Annotated in this window: 19 protein-coding genes and 3 pseudogenes; 5 read left to right on the top strand and 17 right to left on the bottom strand. The window is 61.9% G+C overall.

Translation table 11 applies throughout. From position 1 onward, the window contains the following. The first annotated feature begins 33 nt into the window (after positions 1-33). Positions 34-1,956, top strand: coding sequence for a DEAD/DEAH box helicase (locus EZJ19_RS00840; RefSeq protein WP_131444411.1), 1,923 nt, complete (start codon positions 34-36; stop codon positions 1,954-1,956). On the opposite strand, the gene EZJ19_RS00835 is transcribed toward EZJ19_RS00840, so the two are convergent. From EZJ19_RS00835 to EZJ19_RS00805, 7 genes are all read right to left on the bottom strand, one after another. Next, the gene (locus EZJ19_RS00835) at positions 1,949-2,206 is read right to left on the bottom strand and encodes a hypothetical protein (protein ID WP_206199266.1); all 258 of its coding nucleotides are present in this window, start codon (positions 2,204-2,206) and stop codon (positions 1,949-1,951) included. The two genes, EZJ19_RS00840 and EZJ19_RS00835, sit on opposite strands and share 8 nt — an antisense overlap. A gap of 113 nt (positions 2,207-2,319) precedes the next feature. After that, positions 2,320-2,877, bottom strand: a complete 558-nt coding sequence (locus EZJ19_RS00830) for a recombinase family protein (RefSeq protein WP_131444410.1) — start codon at positions 2,875-2,877, stop codon at positions 2,320-2,322. After that, entirely contained in the window at positions 2,871-3,128 is a 258-nt protein-coding gene (locus EZJ19_RS00825) for a hypothetical protein (protein ID WP_131444409.1), read from the bottom strand. The genes EZJ19_RS00830 and EZJ19_RS00825 overlap by 7 nt, the downstream gene beginning before the upstream one ends. Before the next feature lie 5 nt (positions 3,129-3,133). Beyond that, positions 3,134-3,568, bottom strand: a complete 435-nt coding sequence (locus tag EZJ19_RS00820) for a lysozyme inhibitor LprI family protein (RefSeq protein ID WP_206199265.1) — start codon at positions 3,566-3,568, stop codon at positions 3,134-3,136. Further along, positions 3,565-4,305, bottom strand: a complete 741-nt coding sequence (locus EZJ19_RS00815; protein ID WP_131444407.1) for a LysM peptidoglycan-binding domain-containing protein — start codon at positions 4,303-4,305, stop codon at positions 3,565-3,567. The genes EZJ19_RS00820 and EZJ19_RS00815 overlap by 4 nt, the downstream gene beginning before the upstream one ends. Positions 4,306-4,329: 24 nt before the next feature. Further along, on the bottom strand, positions 4,330-4,650 hold the full coding sequence (locus EZJ19_RS00810; protein WP_476704064.1) for a HepT-like ribonuclease domain-containing protein: 321 nt from the start codon (positions 4,648-4,650) through the stop codon (positions 4,330-4,332). Further along, entirely contained in the window at positions 4,647-4,913 is a 267-nt protein-coding gene (locus EZJ19_RS00805) for a nucleotidyltransferase family protein (RefSeq protein ID WP_476704063.1), read from the bottom strand. The genes EZJ19_RS00810 and EZJ19_RS00805 overlap by 4 nt, the downstream gene beginning before the upstream one ends. Before the next feature lie 183 nt (positions 4,914-5,096). Between EZJ19_RS00805 and EZJ19_RS00800 the strand changes: the two are divergent. Further along, positions 5,097-6,545, top strand: a pseudogene (locus tag EZJ19_RS00800) (Tn3 family transposase); the annotation flags it as partial. A gap of 32 nt (positions 6,546-6,577) precedes the next feature. On the opposite strand, the pseudogene EZJ19_RS00795 reads toward EZJ19_RS00800, so the two are convergent. The 7 genes and pseudogenes from EZJ19_RS00795 to EZJ19_RS00770 form a co-directional block, all read right to left on the bottom strand. Next, positions 6,578-7,081, bottom strand: a pseudogene (locus tag EZJ19_RS00795) (Tn3 family transposase); the annotation flags it as partial. Next, complete coding sequence (locus EZJ19_RS00790) at positions 7,060-7,221, bottom strand: recombinase family protein (RefSeq protein WP_476704062.1); 162 nt, start codon at positions 7,219-7,221, stop codon at positions 7,060-7,062. The gene EZJ19_RS00790 and the pseudogene EZJ19_RS00795, both read right to left, overlap by 22 nt. A gap of 222 nt (positions 7,222-7,443) precedes the next feature. After that, positions 7,444-7,995, bottom strand: a complete 552-nt coding sequence (locus EZJ19_RS15705; protein WP_165873401.1) for a hypothetical protein — start codon at positions 7,993-7,995, stop codon at positions 7,444-7,446. A 19-nt stretch (positions 7,996-8,014) separates the two neighbouring features. Continuing rightward, positions 8,015-8,542 carry a pyridoxal-phosphate dependent enzyme gene (locus tag EZJ19_RS00785; RefSeq protein WP_165873400.1) on the bottom strand — a complete coding sequence of 176 codons (528 nt, stop codon included), beginning with the start codon at positions 8,540-8,542 and terminating at the stop codon, positions 8,015-8,017. Beyond that, on the bottom strand, positions 8,449-8,835 hold the full coding sequence (locus EZJ19_RS16735) for a pyridoxal-phosphate dependent enzyme (RefSeq protein WP_420813084.1): 387 nt from the start codon (positions 8,833-8,835) through the stop codon (positions 8,449-8,451). The genes EZJ19_RS00785 and EZJ19_RS16735 overlap by 94 nt, the downstream gene beginning before the upstream one ends. A gap of 10 nt (positions 8,836-8,845) precedes the next feature. Beyond that, a complete protein-coding gene (locus EZJ19_RS00775; protein WP_131444403.1) occupies positions 8,846-10,138 on the bottom strand; it encodes a phenylacetate--CoA ligase family protein in 1,293 nt (430 codons plus the stop codon). Positions 10,139-10,196: 58 nt separating this feature from the next. Next, positions 10,197-10,874, bottom strand: coding sequence for a transglutaminase domain-containing protein (locus tag EZJ19_RS00770; protein ID WP_131444402.1), 678 nt, complete (start codon positions 10,872-10,874; stop codon positions 10,197-10,199). A 586-nt stretch (positions 10,875-11,460) separates the two neighbouring features. Here EZJ19_RS00770 and EZJ19_RS00765 point away from each other — a divergent pair. Next, positions 11,461-12,984, top strand: a pseudogene (locus tag EZJ19_RS00765) (Tn3 family transposase); the annotation flags it as partial. 134 nt (positions 12,985-13,118) lie between these two features. Here EZJ19_RS00765 and EZJ19_RS00760 read toward each other — a convergent pair. Genes EZJ19_RS00760 through EZJ19_RS00750 form a run of 3 tightly spaced genes read right to left on the bottom strand, consistent with a single transcriptional unit; the run spans position 13,119 to position 18,773 of the window. Then, on the bottom strand, positions 13,119-16,187 hold the full coding sequence (locus tag EZJ19_RS00760) for an efflux RND transporter permease subunit (protein ID WP_131444401.1): 3,069 nt from the start codon (positions 16,185-16,187) through the stop codon (positions 13,119-13,121). A 7-nt stretch (positions 16,188-16,194) separates the two neighbouring features. Beyond that, positions 16,195-17,316 carry an efflux RND transporter periplasmic adaptor subunit gene (locus EZJ19_RS00755; protein ID WP_131444400.1) on the bottom strand — a complete coding sequence of 374 codons (1,122 nt, stop codon included), beginning with the start codon at positions 17,314-17,316 and terminating at the stop codon, positions 16,195-16,197. After that, a complete protein-coding gene (locus EZJ19_RS00750; RefSeq protein WP_131444399.1) occupies positions 17,313-18,773 on the bottom strand; it encodes an efflux transporter outer membrane subunit in 1,461 nt (486 codons plus the stop codon). Before EZJ19_RS00750 ends, EZJ19_RS00755 begins: the two co-directional genes overlap by 4 nt. A gap of 190 nt (positions 18,774-18,963) precedes the next feature. On the opposite strand from EZJ19_RS00750, the gene EZJ19_RS00745 reads away from it, so the two are divergent. Both EZJ19_RS00745 and EZJ19_RS00740 read left to right on the top strand, forming a co-directional pair. Then, on the top strand, positions 18,964-19,659 hold the full coding sequence (locus EZJ19_RS00745) for a response regulator transcription factor (RefSeq protein WP_131444398.1): 696 nt from the start codon (positions 18,964-18,966) through the stop codon (positions 19,657-19,659). Positions 19,660-19,661: 2 nt separating this feature from the next. Next, positions 19,662-20,436 (top strand): sensor histidine kinase (locus EZJ19_RS00740; RefSeq protein ID WP_206199264.1); only part of this gene is annotated, 775 nt, incomplete at its 3' end.

Here is a 20,436-nt window from a genome sequence, read left to right as displayed (position 1 = left end):
GTCGCGCCCGCCAAACGCCCCTTCGCCACGCACGTGGCCTCCGATGGCTTGCGCGTCGGCCTCGCCATCCCCTTCTTCCCCCTGGCGAAGGCCTGGGCCAGAAGCTGGGGCGGCGCCTGGTCCTTCGGCGCCAGAATGTGGGTGTTCTCGAATGACGATTTCAAGAGCCGGGTGTTACCCGGCGTCGGCGAGGCCCTGGCCACACAGCCTACCTTCCAGGCCGAAGGCCTGCGCGACCTGGCCGTCGACGCCTGGCGCAATGCCGATCGGGAGTTGTTCGTCAGCCGGCTGGACGCCCAGCTGATCCCCCTGGAGGCCGGTGGCCACCTGTTCCAGTCCGCCTATGACAGCTTGGTCATCCGGGCGCTCAAGCGCCTGGGGGCTGTCTTTCACGGGCCGGCGAAGGCCTGGGAGATCCAGGCGCCCATTGACCAGGCCCTGGCCACCCTGGACGAGGTCGCCGGCTTGGCCGAGCACCTCATCTACCGCCACGACCAGCACGTCACCCTGGAGGATATGACGGCGCCGGCGGGCCTCGACGTCGGGATCGCAGTCACCGGCGCGGTGCCGGCGCCAGGGGTAGGACGCCTGCAGGGGATCGAGACCGGCAGCGGCTTCATCACCACGGTCGTTGACGAGCTGGCCCGCCTGCAGGTGGACGAGGCCCTCCTGGTCAGGTCGGCCGAACAGTTCGGCTTGTACGATTTCCAGGTCGACGGAGTCCGTCATCTCCTGGGCGCCACGTCCGCCCTCCTGGGGGACGACATGGGGCTGGGCAAGAGCCGCCAGGCGGTGGTGGCCGCCCACCTGGCCGCCGGCGAGGGCAGGGTACTGATCGTCTGCCCGGCCAGCCTGCGAATCAACTGGGAACGCGAGATCCTCGCCGTCCTGCCCGGCCAACTGGTCGCCCAGGTGGGCGAGGCCTCGCCCATGGACATGACGGCCGCCCGCTGGCACGTCTGCACCTATGAGCGCCTCGGGCGCCTGGTGCGCGACAACACCTGGCGTTATGTCGTCATGGTCGTCGACGAGGCGCACTACCTCAAGGAGCACGACGTCAACCGCACCCGCAACGCCTTCCTGATGTCGCAGCGCATCGAGCGTCGCTTCCTCCTGACCGGCACCCCGGTGCTCAATCGGGAAGGGGAAATACACACTCTCCTGCGGATCTCCGGCCACCCGGTGGGGCTACTCCCCTTGCCGGACTTCTCCCGCCTCTACACGGGCTCCCAGGAGGCCCGTAGGCGCCTCGGCGAGCAGGTGGCTTCCTGGATGCTGAGGCGCAAGAAGGACGTGCTCAAGAACCTGCCTGGCAAGACCTACGAAGTGGTGTATTGCGAGCCGCCCCACGGCATGGAACGCTACCGCCGCATCCTGGCGGATCCCACCATGCCGGCGCTACCGAAGATCACGGCGCTGAGGCAGTGCCTGGAATCCCTCAAGATCGACTACATCCTTGAGCGGATCCGGAATCTGGACCAGGACGACAAGGTATTGGTCTTCTGTGAATACGTGGCCACCGTCGACGAGCTGGTGGCCACCCTGACGGCCGAGGGGATCGGTTGCGTCTCGCTCACCGGCAGCGACAGCACCGGCAAGCGCCAGGCGGCCGTCGATCGCTTCCAGGGGGAGGCCGTGGCCAGGGTCTTCATTGGCACTTCCGGCGCCGCCGGCGTCGGCATCACCCTCACGGCCGCCAACGTGGTCATGTTCGCCGGCCTGCCCTGGACGCCGGCACTGAAACGCCAGGCCGAGGACCGCGCCTGGCGCAATGGCCAGAAGCGGCCGGTGACCGTCATCATCCCGCTGGTACCGAAGACCATCGACGAGGATCTCTACCGGCTCTTGGAGGCGAAGACCGGCATCGAAAACGAATTGATCGATGCCAGCCAGGATGAGCGGGCGATGATGAACGCGGTGATGCGCAGCGCTTCAGCGCCCGCTGCCATCAGTTGAGTGAGATGGTTGCCCCGGTGGCCTTGGCCAAGGTGGCCAGCTTGTCCAGGGGCTTTCTCGCCTCGAAGTGGGCCACCGCCGCCGCGAGCAGGTTGCGCTGCCGGGTGGCCGGGTCCTCCGTGGCCAGGTGGCCGTTATAGAGTTCGGTGGCCAGGTCGAAATCCCGATCCTCCGGGCACAGCTTATCCAGGAAGGTCCCCAGGGTCGGATCGGCTGACGCCTCGCCAAGTCGGCCGTCCCGGATTAGCAAGAGCAGCGCCTTCGCCGTCGGATCGTTCTCGGCCACCGCCGCCCGGGCCACCGCCACCTGCAGACGGATGGCGCGCAGTAGGGGGCGTCTCAGAAAACGGAAAAAATCGTACGCTAAGCGTGCGATGAGGCCGGCACCCAGCGGTAGAGCGTTGGAATGGACACGCCGAGGTTCTTAGCCACGTCCTTGGGCGGAACTCCGCTGGCCAACAGCTTCTTGGCCGACTCGATCTTGCTGTCGGTCATCTTCGGCTTGCGGCCGCCCTTGCGACCGAGCTGCCTGGCGACTTCCAGCCCGGCGCGGGTGCGCTCAACAGTCAGCTCGCGCTCCATTTCGGCCAAGCTCGCCATGACGTGGAAGAAGAACCGCCCGGACGGCGTACCGGTGTCGATTGAGTCGGTGAGACTCTTGAACTGGACGCCTTGCTTGTGCAGCTCACCGACCAGATCAACCAGTTGCTTGACCGACCGGCCCAGCCGGTCGAGCTTCCAGACGACCAGGGTGTCGCCATCGCGCAGCATTTCGAGCGTCTTGGCCAAGCCGGGCCGGTCTGCGCGTGTACCGCTTACCTTATCCTCAAAAACCTTCTTGCATCCGGCCTTGGTCAAGGCTTCGCGCTGCAATTCAAGGTTCTGGTCCTGCGTCGAGACCCGCGCATAGCCGATCAACATGGCTTGTCTCGCACCCGGTCAATGCGTTCCTGCATCGCCTGCATGACTTCTTCGTGGGTGTAGGTCTTGGCGTTGGGGTCGTCGGCTTCCCGCAGAGCTTCCTCAACCTCGCGGGTCATCCACTCCTGAATGGCTTCGCTGGACCGATGCGCTTCCGATGAGGCAGTCCCATCGTAGCCTGCGGGGAATTCCACCTCCTCGGCGATCCTTGCCCAGGCGCTGGCCAGCGTCTCGGTGCTGGACATGCTCATGAAAGCTACTTCAACGGCAAATCAGACACGGCATCGCGCAACTGTTCGGCTCGCCTGTTATTGAGTTCCGAAACGCAAGCCAGACGCCCTATCTCATGAGCATTGCCGGCACCGCCTCCACTCAGCGAAGCCAAGAATTCGCATTGGACATCACGGTATTTGGCAAACTCCTTATTTGATGCGGCCAGATTGGCCTTGGCTTGGCTAACGTACTTGCTATCTTCATCCCATTTTGAGAGAGTGCCAGCCACCTTTTTCTCGGCTTGCCGTAATGCTTTTTGACTGTTCTCGGCTTTTGTTGCTAGACAGTCGCGCATTCCTGCTTGAGAGAATGCACTGCATTCCTCGCGCAAGGCACGCTCGCCAAGAACGGGGGCAATTGAGGCCGCAAGTGCTGATACTGGTAAAGAAACCACTAAGCAAAATCCGATCAGGTTCATTGTGCACATAGAGCAGCCTTCCCTTTGCGTATCAACGACAATGCGTAATCGAGTTTCTTGGCGTAGTTGGGATCGCGGCCTCCGTTGTAACGCTGGGCGATCAATGTCGTAGATATGTGTCGCCAGCTTGTGATGACTCGTTGAACAGACGCTTTCTGGCACTTCAAGTGCTGACCAGGACGCAACGCATTGGCGGCCGGATTCAATTTCTTCATCACCTCGATGGTGCTACCTTGCGCCTTGGCAATTTTGTCAAGGCTGTCGCCGGGTTTAACAATGACCTCATAGACCTTGGTGTCAGTACTCAGCACGCTGCGATACTCGTAATTGGCCATTTTCATTAGCAGGTAGCCGATGCCAGCACGAATGTTATAGGCTGGAATGCTGCGTACCGAACTGACTGTCAAACGTCCTTTCCAAATGGGAGGCAGAATCAAGTCGCCGCCTTCGTTTCCAGATAGAAGCGATGTCATCCCAGGATCACCAGACACGCCAATTTGCATTGGTTTGCTCGTCCACTCTGGCCTATTTGCCCCCGTCTCGACCCAAACCATGGCTTTGATAAGCTGCCAATCGAGTGGCACGTACCCTGCTGTACCTAAGAGATGGCGGTTGTACTCACTGACGGCCATCTGGATTTCGCAATCCCAGGCATTCCATTTGGCATCGCCCACCGCCTTGTTGATGCCCTCCTGCCATTTCTCGAAGCCTGTTTTCGGGGGTGTTTGAACCGCCATATCAGTCCTTCCTGGTTGAGTTGTTTATGTAATCGGCATCCTGGCGCACGGCAGACAGTTGCATGAGTAACTCGGGATGTCGAAGTAGCCGTGGGCGATACGGTTGCGCATACCGCGCATATTGCGCCACGGCACTTTGGCATGCGCCTGCGTGAACTCAACGTAGCCGTCCATCACCTTCGTGACGGCCTCGCCGATGATGATGAGGCTCATGATGACGGCCTGCTGGGTGCGCTTGTCCGCCAGGAAGTCGTCCTTGGCCAGCCCTTCCACGAAGCTGCGTGCATCGGTCGCGGCCTGCTGGATGTGGTCAAGGTAATCGGGCAGTCGGTGGTTCTCGCTCATACCGGCTGCGCCTCCGCTAGCACTTTGGCCCGGAACTTCGGCGGCAGGTCGCCGGGGGTCAGCAAATCGACATCGACGCCGAGCAGCGATTTCAGTTCCTCTTCCAGATCGCCCAAGTCCAATAACGTGGCACCCGGCAGCGCATCGACCAGTAGATCAATGTCGCTACCGTCTTGGTCGGTGCCGTGCAGCACCGAGCCGAAGACACGTGGGTTTGCCGTGCGGAAGCGGCTTACCGCTTCACGCACTGCACTTCGCTTCATGTCAAGCACAACGGACGGTCGCATGGGTATGCTCTCTTATCGAAACTCGTTGAGATGATATTGAATCAAGAATAGCATTTCAAGAATCATTTTCGAGAATCGCAATGCCTTGATTTCCCGTGCCGCGCCGGTTGCCTTGGCGGGCTTGTCACAAACCTACGTTTTCAAGAAGAAGGAAACCGCATGCCCCGCCGTTCGATCCTCTCCGCCGCCGAGCGCAACAGCCTCTTGGTGTTGCCCGACACCCAAGACGAACTCATCCGGCACTACACGTTCAGCGAACCCGATCTGTCACTGATCCGGCAGCGGCGCGGCGAAGCCAACCGCCTGGGTGTCGCGGTGCAGTTGTGCTTGCTGCGCTTCCCCGGTCAGGGGCTGCTGCCCGACGCTGCCGTGCCGATGCTCCTGCTGCAATGGATCGGACGGCAACTGCGGCTCGACCCGGCATGTTGGCCGCAGTATGCCGAGCGGGTGGAAACCCGGCGCGAACACCTCCTCGAACTGCGGGCGTACCTGGGCATGGAGCCATTTGGGCTGGCGCACTATCGGCAGGCTGTCCATGCCGCGGCCGAGCTGGCCTTGCAGACCGACAAGGGCATCGTGCTGGCCAGCAGCATCCTCAACTCCCTGCGGCATCGGCACATCATCTTGCCGACGCTGGACGTTGTCGAGCGCGTCTGTGCCGAGGCGATCACTCGCGCCAACCGCCGCATTTACGACGCCTTGGCCGAACCGCTGTCGGATACGCAGCGGCGACGCCTCGATGATCTGCTCAAGCGCCGGGACAACGGCAAAGCGACCTGGCTGGCCTGGCTGCGTCAGTCACCGGTCAAGCCGAACTCGCGGCACATGCTGGAGCACATCGAACGCCTCAAGGCGTGGCAGGCACTCGACCTGCCTTCCGGCATCGAGCGGCTGGTGCACCAGAACCGCCTGCTCAAGATCGCCCGCGAGGGTGGCCAGATGACGCCCGCCGACCTGGCCAAGTTCGAGCCGCAGCGGCGCTACGCGACCCTGGTGTCGCTCGCCATCGAGGGCATGGCCACCGTCACCGACGAAATCATCGACTTGCACGACCGCATTCTGGGCAAACTGTTCAACGCCGCCAAGAACAAGCATCAGCAGCAGTTCCAGGCGTCCGGCAAGGCGATCAACGCCAAGGTGCGGCTGTTCGGGCACATCGGCCAGGCGCTGATCGAGGCCAAGCAGGCGGGCCGCGATCCATTCGCCGCCATCGAGGCCGTCATGTCCTGGGACGCCTTCGCCGAGAGCGTCACCGAAGCGCAGAAGCTCGCGCAGCCCGAGGACTTCGATTTCCTGCACCGTATCGGCGAGAGCTACGCCACGCTGCGCCGCTACGCGCCGGAATTCCTCGCCGTGCTCAAGCTGCGGGCCGCGCCCGCCGCCAAGGACGTGCTCGACGCCATCGAGGTGCTGGGCGGCATGAACAGCGACAACGCCCGCAAGGTGCCCGCCGACGCGCCGACCGACTTCATCAAGCCGCGCTGGCAGAAACTGGTGATGACCGACACCGGCATCGACCGGCGCTACTACGAGCTGTGCGCGCTCTCCGAACTCAAGAACTCGCTGCGCTCGGGCGACATCTGGGTGCAGGGTTCGCGCCAGTTCAAGAGGTCAGCTCACGAAACGGAAAAAATCGTACGCTAAGCCTCGCCAGGCATTCGTAGCGGCCTGAACTTGCCTTGGCCGACCTGCTTGTTCTGCCGCCAGATGTTGTCGCCGGTTAGGTTGATGTGCTCCCAGCCAAGCGGCGAAAGATGCGGTAACAGCCGCTCGTCAATCTCCTTGCCCGAGTCGCGCAGCGCCTGGACCGCCCGTTCCAAGTAAACCGTGTTCCACAGGATGATCGCCGCCACCACCAGGTTGAGGCCGCTGGCGCGGTAGCGCTGGTTCTCGAAACTACGGTCGCGGATTTCACCGAGGCGATTGAGGAATACAGCGCGTGCCAGGGCGTTCTTGGCTTCTCCCTTGTTCAAGCCGATCTGCACGCAGCGGCGTAGTTCGACGTTCTGCATCCAGTCGAGCGCAAACAGCGTGCGCTCGATACGCCCCAGTTCACGCAGGGCCACCGCCAGGCCATTCTGGCGCGGGTAGCTGCCGAGCTTCCTGAGCATCAGGGATGCCGTCACCGTGCCCTGTTTGATAGTGCATCCAACTGCGGGCGCTGCGTGTCCTTGCCCGAGGCCTTGTCGGTGAACACTTTGTCCACCTGGATATGTTCGAGCTGCCGTTCCGGGTTCTGGTCGAAGCTACTGACGCGGACGTAACCGATGCGATGCCCTTGCAAAATGCCTCCTGAGCCGAAAGTGTCAGGCAGAAATCTATGGCCTTGCGCGGCACTCGTCAAGAAATTGCAAACAAGGCCCTATTCTGACGTTTCCAAACGGCTCATCCTGACATCCGGTTAGGGTATAGCTCAATTCCACAAGAGCAAAGGTGCGGGCTGATGCCAAGCGTTATTGGGTTACCCCACATCCTGCTGGTTAACCAAGGCAATGGTGTGGTAGCCCTACGGTAATACTTCATTTACGTAGGCTAAAAGATTTCCCGCTTGATCCGTGATTTCGTGAGACCGCCCAAAGAAACTGGGACAACATTCTCTGTAGGGGCTAATGGCTTCAACTTGGAAAACCTGTGGCAGGGTAAAGTATCTGCGGCGAAGGAATGCAGGACGAATCCCTGCAGCAAATAGGATACTTCCAAAAGGAACATCTGATTCAATCAGATAGCGCTTCATTGCCGGTGGGAATGCCTTCAATACGATAGAAATGTGCGCGATCACGTGACAGCGCCGGTTCGCATCCAGAAGTAAGATGGTGCGAGTCAGTAGCCGGCCGCTACATTGTTGCCAGAGCCGTTCAATATGTAACGTGCAGCCCCGGCTCTTTTCCAAATAGCCTGTCATGTAACCCTCATGCATCAATGCTTCCCTGCTGCAGGTACAGATATCTCCTGGCTGAATCCGAGTCGCGCTACTCCAATCCTCGTTGACATAAGGCGCATCCAACAACAAGGGGGTACCAAGCGGTGGGGAAGAGAACACTGAATGAGCTTTGTTCACGGTGGTCGTCTGTGCATTGTTACAAGCTAATTGCCAGATGCGACTGGCACACCGATACGATGTCACCTCGAATACCGCGTCGGTGTAACTGACGTGCGGCAGCGATGGCTGCACCAGAAGAAGTTCCCACAGGTTCCCCAGTGGCCTGAAGCGTTTGTTGCGCCGTTCTCAATGCCGTTTCTGAATCCACTAGGAGAATGTCGGCAACCCATTCGCGTTGGAATAATTTGGTTGGAATCGGAGGGGCGAGACCAGGTATGCCATGCGGTTGCCAAGGTTTGCCCGAAAGGACTGGTGCTTCGGCCGGCTCAACAACGTAAACTGGGATCCGTTTATCCTTGGTAGCCAAGGCGATACCCATTGCCGATGCTGCACTCCCAGCGCCAACCGTAATGGCAGAAATGTTCTCATTTTGCCGCATCAATTCTTCCCCTACGATGCGGTAGCGCTGAATCAATGTGACGTCCGAGAGCTGATCGACGATGAATGTGTCTGGTAACTCTGCGTATTTTGAAGAATAGATTCCAGGTGACCGTGTGGGTGACACTGGATATCGGCACCGAGCTGGCTTGCATAATTGATAACCGATTGTTTTGCAGATTCGGGCATTAACAGTACCGCCTCGCAACCGAGGCGACGCGCGGCCCAAGCGACACTGATGCCCGCTGTCCCAGATGTCAAAATCACCACTCTGAGTTTTGTGGTATTCCCTCGCTTTTCCGCGTATTCGAAAATGGCAGGAGGTAGAGCCCGGTGTTTAATTGACAGGGATGGATTGAGATACTCTAGCTTCAACTGCAGCCCTGGCATTACAACATTCGCATCAAGAAGTGGCGTCATTGTTATGACCTCACAGGTACGCTTCGACATGCTGCGGCAAGTCCACCAGTCGGGGAACTTTTACGCCATTGCCACTTGCCATCTTTTCAGCTTTTATTTTTCGAATGAGATCGATGGGGACCGAACGAACGTGAGGGCTGACGGCCAAACGCCGCAACATGGCTGCACTCACGTGCTCGTTCAGGTTGGCTGACGTGTCGTATCCGATCCACACTTCGGCATTGTGACCAAGCACTGGGTCGGGGTACCTGACCACTAATGCATCGCTAACCTCCGGGAACTCACCAAGCACATCAAAAATCAGATCGGGGAAGACAGTCTGGCCTTGAATCTTCAGTTGATGGTCAATTCGGCCAATAATGGCACCCATCCTGGGCGTAGATCGTCCACAAGCGCATGGACGGTAATCCATCCAGCTCGCAATATCACCCGTGGCATACCTTACCGCCAGGAAGCCTCGCGGCATACTCAAAGAAGTGACGACGACCTCGCCGGGTTGTCCCGGCGGGACCGGCATACCACTATCAGGGTCAATCAGCTCGACATAGACTGCATCGTCGTTGATGTGAAATCCGGCATGACTTAGACACTCATGCCCAATGGATCCGACTTCACTGCAACCATACTCATTCAACGTCTCCTTTAGACCCCACAAATCCTTGACCCGTTGTGCCACAGGTGTCAGTTGGTTATCGGCATCGAAAGAGCCGCACGCACCGAAGTATGCGTAATCGGGAAGACATTCTGGATCGGGGAAATTGTGCCCCTGTTCCTCGGCCAGATTGAGCATTACGACGGGGTTGCCGACAACAAAGGCGGGCTGATGGTAATGGACGACATCGAATATGCGGCGTACCCGCTGAGGTGAGCATCTAAACGGCCCCAATCCCACCTTTTTTGCTGCTTGCAGAACCAGGGGGCCGAGGGTGAACATGTCGTTGTTGCTCAACAGGTGCAAGAGACGATCACCAGGTCTGGCTCCCAGTTCGGTCAGCACACGTGAAACGCAGTCGACCCAAACCAATTCCTGCAACCGATGAACCGGTAAATCCACCGGTCGCCCGGTCGTTCCGGATGAACTGACAACATCGGTGAAGTCCCCATACTCCATCAACTCACCCCAGTGCTGCGAAAGATCGCGTTTTCGAATCACGGGGATGCGATAGTATTCACCATTCCGCACAAGTTCATGAATCTGTTTAAGGTCCTTGCCCCAATGAATCGGGTAGAATGGCCGGCGCCAAGCTTGCTCAATTACGGCCATGATGCGTTTCACAGGCGCGGAAAATGCAACTACCTCCATCTTTTTCTCCTTGTCTATAACTTACGCCAACTACGTTATTTCTGGGTGCGGTACGCCCTTATAAACGGCTGTTGATATAACGATTCCATGCGTGTTTCAGTGGCCTAGGGATTAACCCGAGCCATGTATTAAAGTGAATTCCTAGCAAATTATTGTTTCCGGCTTGTGCATCGGTGGCGGCTCGGAGATTGGGAAAGACTTCATCGCCAGCGGTAAGCGCATCGGGATTGGCTTGAGCAAAAGCGTCACTGTTCCCATCCCAGTAACAGGTCGCACTTTCGGTGAGACCAAAACCGGCTGGCAAGCCGGTACGTGTAAGTTGGTCCTTCTGCCGTTTGAAACCATCGGGATTAAACAAATAGCTATCCGTATTGAGCCAGCGGTTTGATACCCTTACTTGGGTAACTGCATGAAATAGCGTATGCGGAAGGACGAGGTAAATGGGAGTGGGTACCGCATAGCGAAGAATTCGCTTGTCAATGTATACAAACCGTAGCCGTGCCGTTATTCCCGCCTCTTCCAGCAAGGCACGAAAGAGGTCCGCTTGGGCATTGCAGTGACCGCGACCTAACCGCAGGGTTTGTTCTGGTGCGATGGATTCGAATTGCGAAGTGAAGCCAAATAGGATGTTGTCGCGCACAAAGTCGTGCAGAACAACGCAACATTCCCGTTCATTCGCCGGTGGATGGACACTCAATAAATGCCGCACGGTACTTTGAAGAAGATTCTCGCTCATAGATACGGGCTAGTGTTGTCCGAGCTTGTGCTCATGCTATCGCTGGCAGAAATGCCGGGCCAATGGCACTGCATTATTGGCAAAATAATTGCCGAACCTCCGAACATGGCTTTGTTTTCCCTGTGGCTCTTATGACGGCATCAGCCTGAAGTCCTAGGATTTTGCGGGGAGAGTTAAAACCCGTCCGGCCGCACTCATCGTGACTTATTCCGATGAAGGGAAGCAAGAGTCAGGCCTACAATTTCGCTTGTACTTAAAGATGACGCTAACCGATTGTTAGTCCTCAATATGCGTCCACATTCATAGAGATTAATGGTAGCGACAACACCCCCTGTTACCGCTGATCTGCCATATATGGCTGTCATTAATGGCATAATCGTCATAATTGTCGTGCTGTGTTGGCGCATGGCACGCTTCCTGACTAGCATTGAACGTGACAGGGAATGATATGAGAGTGCCCACCGACACTCGATATGAGTATATGGAGAAGGTGAGACTCAAAAGTTCACAAATTGCAAATTATTGCTACTAGGAATTGTCCCGTGAGACTTAGCGTACGATTTATTCCGTTTCGTGAGCTGACCCCTTCAAGGACTTCGAGGACTACCTGGTGCCGCCCGAGACGTTCGCCAGCCTCAAGCAGACCAGCGAATTGCCGCTGGCCGTGGCCACCGATTGCGACCAGTACCTGCACGACCGGCTGACGCTGCTGGAAACGCAGCTCGCCACCGTCAACCGCATGGCGCTGGCCAACGAGCTACCGGACGCCATCATCACCGAGTCGGGCCTGAAGATCACGCCGCTCGATGCGGCGGTGCCTGACACCGCGCAGGCCCTGATCGACCAGACGGCGATGATCCTGCCGCACATCAAGATCACCGAACTGCTGTTGGAAGTCGATGAGTGGACGGGCTTCACCCGGCACTTTGCGCACCTGAAATCCGGCGACCTAGCCAAAGACAAGAACCTGCTGCTGACCACGATCCTGGCCGACGCGATCAACCTGGGCCTGACCAAGATGGCCGAGTCCTGCCCCGGCACGACCTACGCCAAGCTGGCCTGGCTGCAAGCCTGGCACATTCGCGACGAAACCTACTCCACGGCGCTGGCCGAGCTGGTCAACGCCCAGTTCCGGCATCCCTTCGCCAAGCATTGGGGCGATGGCAGCACGTCATCGTCGGACGGCCAGAACTTCCGCACCGGCAGCAAGGCTGAGAGCACCGGCCACATCAATCCGAAATACGGCAGCAGCCCAGGGCGGACGTTCTACACCCACATCTCCGACCAGTACGCGCCGTTTCACACCAAGGTCGTGAACGTCGGCGTGCGCGATTCGACATACGTGCTCGACGGCCTGCTGTACCACGAATCCGACCTGCGCATCGAGGAGCACTACACCGACACGGCGGGCTTCACCGATCACGTCTTCGCCCTGATGCACCTCTTGGGCTTCCGCTTCGCGCCGCGCATCCGCGACCTGGGCGACACCAAGCTCTATATCCCGAAGGGTGATGCCGCCTACGAGGCGTTGAAGCCGATGATCGGCGGCACGCTCAACATCAAGCACGTTCGTGCCCATTGGGGTGAAATCCTGCGGCTAGCCACCTCGATCAAGCAGGGCACGGTGACCGCCTCCCTGATGCTCAGGAAGCTCGGCAGTTACCCGCGCCAGAACGGTCTGGCCGTGGCGCTGCGCGAGCTGGGCCGCATCGAGCGCACGCTGTTCATCCTGGATTGGCTGCAAAGCGTCGAGCTGCGCCGCCGCGTACATGCCGGGCTGAACAAGGGCGAAGCGCGCAACGCACTGGCCAGGGCGGTGTTCTTCAACCGGCTGGGCGAAATCCGCGACCGTGGTTTCGAGCAGCAACGCTACCGTGCCAGCGGCCTCAACCTGGTGACGGCGGCCATCGTGCTGTGGAACACGGTCTACCTGGAACGGGCTGCGAACGCCTTGCGTGGCCACGGCCAGTCCGTCGATGACGCCCTGTTGCAATACCTGTCGCCGCTGGGCTGGGAGCACATCAACCTGACCGGCGATTATCTCTGGCGCAGCAGCGCCAAGACCGGCGCGGGCAAGTTCAGGCCGTTACGGCCGCTGCAACCGGCTTAGCGTACGATTTTTTCCGTTTTCTGAGACGACCCCATACTTCATCTGGCCGGATCAATAATTGTTCTTTCCGCCGACGCTACAGCTGATCGAAGGCCCAAAAATCGTTGGATTCGTGCCGAAAGCCTCTTTGGGGTTTACTTGACTGAACCGAAAAAACGGCGTAGTCCACATTGCAACAGATCATCCACATAAGTGAACACCACGGGCACCACCACCAGGCTGAGGACCGTGGAGGTCAGCAGGCCGCCGATGACGACGATAGCCATCGGCTGGCGGAAGCTGGGCTCGGCCCCCAGGCCCAAGGCATTGGGCAGCATGCCGGCGCCCATCGCGACGGTGGTCATGACGATGGGGCGGGCCCGCTTGTGGCAGGCGTCGAGCACCGCCTCCAGCCGGCTCATGCCGCGCTTGCTGCGCGCGACGATGGCGTACTCCACCAACAGGATCGAGTTCTTGGTCACGATGCCCATCAGCATCAGCACGCCGATCACCACCGGCATCGTGAACGCCTGCTGGGTGATGAACAGCGCGAACAGGGCGCCGCCCAGCGCAAGCGGCAACGCGCACAGGATGGTCGCCGGCTGCATGAAGTCGTGAAACAGCAGCACCAGCACGGCATAGATGCAGAACACGCCGATCGCCATCGCCAGCCCGAAGCTCTGGAACAGCTCGGCCATGCGTTGCAACTCGCCCTGCTCGACGCGGTGCACGCCGGCCGGCAGGGCGTTCAGCGCGGACAACGTCATCGCCTCGCGCTCCACCTCGCCGATGGCGCGCCCGTTCAGTTCGACGGTGAGCGTGACGTTGCGCGAACGGTCGATGCGGTCGATCTGCGACGGGCCGCTGCCGAGCGAGACGTCGGCCACCGAGCCCAGGCTCACCGTGCCGTTGCTGCCCGCCACCCGCAGGGAGGCGACCGCGTCGAGACTATCGCGCACCGACGGGTCCATGCGCACACGGATCGGAATCTGGCGTTGCGGCAGGTTCAGCTTGGGCAGCGCAGTCGAGTAGTCGCCATAGGTGGCTAGGCGCACGGCGTCTGCCAGCGACTCGGAGGTGACGCCCAGCGCCGCCGCGCGGGCATAGTCGGGCCGCACCTGGATTTCGGGCCGCTGCAGCGCCGCGCTCGAGGTCACGTTGCCGATACCTTTCAGCGTGCGCAGCTGGCTCTCCAACTGCGCCGCGGCGGTGGAGAGCGCCTGCGGATCGTCGCTGGCCAGCGTCAGCTCCATCGATTCGCCGCTGTTGCCGCCGCCGACCTTGACGCGCACACCGGGCAGCGTGCGCAGCGACTCGCGCATCTTCGCCTCCACACCCGACTGCTTGAGCGCGCGTTCGCCACGCGGCACCAGGTCCACCGTCAGCGTGGCGCTGGTGACATCGGCGGTCGATGAGCTGTCCATGCCCCCGCCACTGCTTGCCGTGCCGGCCGAGACGAACACGCTGCTCACCTCGGGCAGACGCTTCAGCAGTTCCGAGGCACGCCGGCTCATGGCAGCCGTCTCGTCCAGCGTGCTCCCGGGTGGCAGGGTCAGGGTGATCGAAGTCTGCGCCTTGTCCTGCGCCGGCATGAAGCCGGTGGCGATGAACGGCACCGTGGCCAGCGCAAGCATGAAAAAGATCGTGGCGCCCAGGATCGCCTTGCGGCGATGGGTCAGCGCCATGCGTACCAGGCCAAGGTAGCGCGTCGTCGTCGGGCCGTCGGTCGAGACCTCGTGATGCTCAGCCGTGAGCGGTTTCATCAGGTAGGCCGCCAACATCGGCGTCAGCAGGCGCGCGACCAGCAGCGAGGCGAGCACCGCCACCGAGGCCGTGACGCCGAACTGGCGGAAGAATTTGCCGGGAATGCCGCCCATGAAGGCGGTGGGCAGGAACACCGCGACCAGCGTGAAGGTGGTTGCGATCACCGCCAGGCCGATCTCGTCGGCGGCTTCCATGGCCGCCTGGTACGGCTTCTTGCCCATGTTCAGGTGGCGCTCGATGTTCTCGATCTCGACGATCGCGTCGTCGACCAGGATGCCGATCACCAGCGACAGCGACAGCAGCGTCACCGTGTTCAGCGAGTAGCCCGCCAGCGCCATGTAGCCGAAGGCCGGGATGATGGACAGCGGCAGCGCGGTGGCCGAAATCAACGTCGCGCGCCAGTCGCGCAGGAACCACCAAACGACGACGATGGCGAGCAGCGCGCCCTCCAGCAGCAGGTGCATCGAACCTTCGTAATTCTCCTCGATGGGCGTGACCGTATTGCTCGCCTCGGCGATACGCACCTCGGGATGCGTCTGTCCGAAGCGCACGACCGCGGCGCGCACGTCGTCGGCGACACGGGTGTCGGAGTAGCCGCGCGAGCGCGTGACCTGGAAGCCGATCACCGGCTTGCCGTCGCGGTAGGCGAGCGAAGAGCGGTCGGCATGGCTGTCACTGATGCGGGCGATCTGGTCCAGCCGCACGTAACGGCCGTCGCTCAACGGCATCGTGATCGCGCCGACCTCGGCCGGCGAGCCGACGGTGGCGAGCGTGCGGCTGGATTGGCGCTGGCCGCCGATATCGCCCCGGCCGCCCGAGGCCTCGGTCTGCACGGCCTTCAGCTGGGTGGAAACGTCCGACGGCGTGACGCCCAGGCCAGCCATCAGTTTCGGGTCGAGGTCCACGTGCACCTCGCGGTCGATGCCGCCGACGCGCTCGACCTTGGATACGCCCTTGACGGCGAGCAGCGCCTTCGTCACCTCGTTGTCGACGAACCAGGACAGATCCTGCTCGTCGAGCTGCTGCGATTCGACGGTGTAGGTGAGCAGGGCCGAGCTTGCCGAAGTAAGCTTGGATACCGTCGGGTTGCTCATGCTCGACGGCAGTTCGGCGCGCGCGCCGTCCACGGCGTTGCGCACCTCGGACAGCGCCACCTCGCTGTCCTTGTCGATCTCGAAGCTGACACTGATGCTCACCGAGCCGTCGGTGATGGTCGTCGTGACGTGGTCGAGCTTGGACAGCGAAGCAAGCTTGTCCTCGATCTTGCGCGCGACCTGGGTCTCCAACTGTTCCGGCGCAGCCCCCTCCAACGTGGCCGAGATCTTGATCGTCGGCAGGTCCATGTCGGGGAAATCCTGGATCTGCAGCGATTTGAAGCCGATCAGCCCCATCACCGTGAGCAGGATGAACACCAGTACGGCAGGTACCGGCTTCTTGATCGACCAGGCGGAAACGTTCATCGTCGGTTCACTTCGTTCCGTTTGCCGCGCCGGCCGCGGTCTTCGCGTCCGCGACCGCGACGTGCACGCCCTCGGACAGGAATGCGCCGCCGCTGGCGACGATGCGGGTCTGGGCGTCGATGCCGCTGACGATCTCGACACGATCGCCGCGGTGGCGGCCGGTGACCACCGGTCGGCTGTTCACCGTGCTGTCGTTGTTGATCAGGTAGACGTAGGCGCGACCGTCGCGCTGCACCACCGCGCTGGATGGCAGCGTCAACGCCGGTTTTTCGTCGAGTTCAATGCTGCCCTCGGCAAACATGCCCGGGCGGCCGGGACCGCCGACCGGCAGGCTGACGTAGAGCGTGGCACGCCCGGTGCTGGTCGACAGCGTCGGCCCGACCAGCCTGACCTCGCCCCGCTCCGTCTGGCCGGTGGGCAGCGTGATGCGTGCCGGGCGGCCTGGCCGCAGGCCGGTCAGCTGGTGTGCGTCCAGCTCGGGCCGCCATTCGACCCGATCCTGGCGCACCAGCCGGAACAGTTCGGCACCGGCACTCACCACGTTGCCGAGCACTCCGCTCTTCGACGAAACCACGCCGTCGTCGGCCGCGAGAACCCGTGTCTGCACGAGCTTGAGCCGGGTGCTGTCGAGATCGGCCTGCGCCGAATCGAGCGAAGCCTGCGAGGTCTCGACGCCGATGCGGTACTCCTCGATCTTCTGTGCCGACAGCGCGCCGCTGTCCTCCGCCTGGCGCGCGCGCTTCAGGTTGGACTGCGCCTGTTCGAGATTGGCGCGTGCCAGCGCTACAGCGGCCACCTGTTTATTCTGGTCGACCAGCAAGCTCTGATCGGACAAACGGGCCAGCAGTTGACCGCGCTTGACCTTGGCGCCCACATCCACTTTCAGTTCGACCAGCGCGAGGCCGCCAGTCTCGGGCGCGACGATCACTTCCTGCCAAGCGGCGAGCGGCCCGCTGGCCTGCACCGTCTGCGGCCAGTCCTGCGTCTGCGGCGTCGCGGCCTCGACGGTCAACGCGCTGGCTTGCGACTCCGCGCTCGCCGTTGCGCCGGTTTTGGGCTTCGAACAGGCAGTCGGGCCGCCCAGCAGCAGGGCCGCCAGAGTAACGGCGGTGAGGAAGTTGCGGTTCAAGACGAGCCTCCTTGCACGGTGTCGTGGGTTGCCGACGGCGGTGCGGTCGCGATGCCCGGCTGCCAGCCGCCGCCGAGCGCCTTGTAGAGCGCGATCCAGTACTGCACGCGGCTCTGTTGCAGCGCGAGCAGGGTGATTTCGGCCGACAGTGCTGATCGGCGGGCCTCCTCCAAGGTCAGCAGACTGACGTTGCCGGCACGCCAGTTGGCTTCGACCGAATTGAAGTAACGCCGGTATTCCTGGGCCGCGAGGGCCGCGTCGTCGGCGCGCCGCGCCGTGCTGTCCAGATTGACCAGCGCCTGCTCGACCTCCTTGACCACGGAGCGCACGCCCGCACGCCAGCTGGCGTGCGCCGACACATAGCTTGCCTCCGCGCTGCGCACCGCGGCGCGGCGCTGGCCGCCGTCGAAGAGCGGGATGGACAGCGATGGGCCGAACGACCAGGTCGTGATCGACGATGACCCGCCGGTGGCCGACAGGCCGACCGAACCGGACAGCGACAGGCTGGGATAGAGGTCGGCCTGCGCCGCGCCGATCTCGGCACTGGCGGCGGCCAGTTCGCGCTCGAGAGAGGCGAGATCGGGCCGTTGGCGCAATACCTCGGCCGGCACCGCCCGCACCTCCAGCGCACGCGGCTGCGGCACATGCGGCCCGCCCTGCGCCAACTGTCCGCGCAAGGCCGATTCTTCGGCGCCGGTCAGCGCGACCAGCGATTTGACCAGCAGCTCGCACTGCGCCTGTTGCGATACCAGCGTCGAACGCGTGCTCGCCACGCTGGCGCGCGCCAGCATGGCGTCGGACGGTGCGTTGAAGCCGGCCGCGACGGCGGCGGCCGTGCTCTTCTCGGTCTGCGTCAGCGACGCCAATTCACGCGCGTAGGCATCGGCCAACAGCCCGCAGGCGCGGTACTGCACGTAGGTGTCGGCCACCTCGGCGGCCAGCGTGACGCGGGCGTTGTGCCAATCGTCGATGCGGGCGTCGATGCGCGCCCGGGCGGCTTCGACATTGCGCCGCACCTTGCCGAACAGGTCGATCTCCCATGACGCGTCGAGCCCACCGCTACGCGTGGTGGTGCTCGTCGTCTGCGCCGAGGACTGTTCGCGGGAGCGTGTGACCGCGCCGCTGCCAGTCAAGGACGGCAGACCGGCGGCCTCGTTGCTCGTCAGCGTTGCGCGCGCTTTCTCGATGCTGGCCCAGGCCTGGGTCAGGCTGGGGCTGTCGGCTTCGGCCTGCTCGATCAGCCCGCTCAGCACCGGATCGTCGAACTGCCGCCACCAATCCTCCATCGCCGCGACACGGCCGCCGTGCGGCAGGGTGGCGTGCCAAGTCGCGGCGACCGCCGGGCCGGGTTCGCGATAGACCGGGCCGACCGCGCAACCTGCCAGCGCAAGGCCAAGGATGAGCCCTCCGGCGAACCGGGTGGCATGAGAGTGGGAACGGAGTCGAAGGATGGGCATGGTTTTGCTCGCTTGCCACGCATCCTAGGCGCAGCTTCGGTTGGCTGCTGTTTGGAAAGGTTAGGAAGCGTAAAGATTGGTATGACAATCGCCATGCCGCCTTCTGGCGGGCAATAATCCCGATGGAACAGGACACTTGCATGCCGAGGATTGGGACTCGGATGCACCTCGGATTCCACCATATACGATCATGACCAAGGTCTTGCTGGTCGACGACGACGCCGACCTTACCGCGATGCTCTCGCAATACTTGATGCGGGAAGGTTTTGACGTGCACACCGTGCTGGACGGCGAGGCCGGTGTGGCCGAGGCAAGCTCGGGTGCCTACAACATCGTCGTTCTCGACATCATGATGCCGCGCCTGTCCGGTATCGAGGCATTGCGCCGCATCCGCGCCGCAAACGATGTTCCCGTCCTGATGCTCACCGCACGGGGCGACAACATTGATCGCATCGTCGGACTCGACATGGGCGCCGACGACTATGTGCCCAAGCCCTGTACGCCAGGCGAACTCGTGGCCCGGCTGCGCGCGATTCTCCGCCGCACGGAGGCGCGCGAACCGGTCGGCGAGGCGAGCAGTGCCCCGGTGTTGCAGGCCGGCTGGCTGGCCATGTGGCCAGGAAGCCGGCGCGCGACCTGGCGAGGCCAGCCGCTGGAACTGACGGGAACCGAGTTCAACCTGCTGGAAGTGCTTGCCCGCCATGCCGGGCAACTCGTGAGCAAACAGGAGATCTCGATGCAGGCATTCGGTCAGCCGTTGGCACGTTTCGACCGGCGCATCGACGTGCACATCAGCAGCATTCGCCAGAAACTCGGCGCCCTGCCCGACGGGCGGTCCTGGATCGAGAGCGTTCGCGGCCAGGGCTATCAGCTGCTGAAGGAATGACCTTGCTGCGCTCCAGCCGGCTGTTCAGAAAACTGCTCATCGCGCTGTGGGCCAGCATGCTGCTGTCGATGGTGCTGACCTTCAGCTATCTGCGCTTCACCGGCCACCCGCCGCCGCCGGACGATTTGGCGCAGTTCGGCGGCGTCCCCCTGGCGCCCCTAGTGTTCGCCGCGTTCGCAATCCTGGTCACGGGCCTCGCTCTGGTGTGGTACCTGTCTCGGCCGCTGCGGCATCTGAAGTGGGCGCTGGACCGGGTGGCCGAGGGCCGGTTCGACACCCGCGTGCAGCCGCTGATGGGCAGCCAGCGGGACGAAATCGTCGACCTTGCCCAGGATTTCGACCGTATGGCGGCGCAATTGCAGCTGCTGACGGAATCGCGCGAATTGTTCCTGCATGACGTTTCGCACGAGTTGCGCTCACCCGTCACCCGCATGCAGGCCGCCATTGGCCTGTTGCGCCAGAATCCCGAGCAAACGCCGGCCATGGTCGACCGCCTCGAAATCGAGTGCGAGCGACTCGATGCCTTGGTCGAAGAACTGCTCACCCTGTATCGCCTGGAAGCAGGGCGCTCCGACGAGGGACGTGAACGGGTCGACATCGTCGAACTGCTCCACGCCATCGCCGAGGACGCCGACTTCGAGGCGCGCGCCGCTTCGCGTTTCGTGGTGATCGACGCGCCGGACAAATTCATCGCCGAGGTCGACGGCGAACTGATCTATCGCGCGTTCGAGAATGTGATCCGTAATGCGGTCAAATTCACGGCGTCCGGCACGACGG

The sequence above is a fragment of the Parasulfuritortus cantonensis genome (assembly GCF_004337445.1).
Classification (GTDB): Bacteria; Pseudomonadota; Gammaproteobacteria; order Burkholderiales; family Thiobacillaceae; genus Parasulfuritortus; species Parasulfuritortus cantonensis.
Note: the sequence above shows the minus strand (reverse complement) of the source record. Positions and strands in the feature narration are given on the sequence as shown.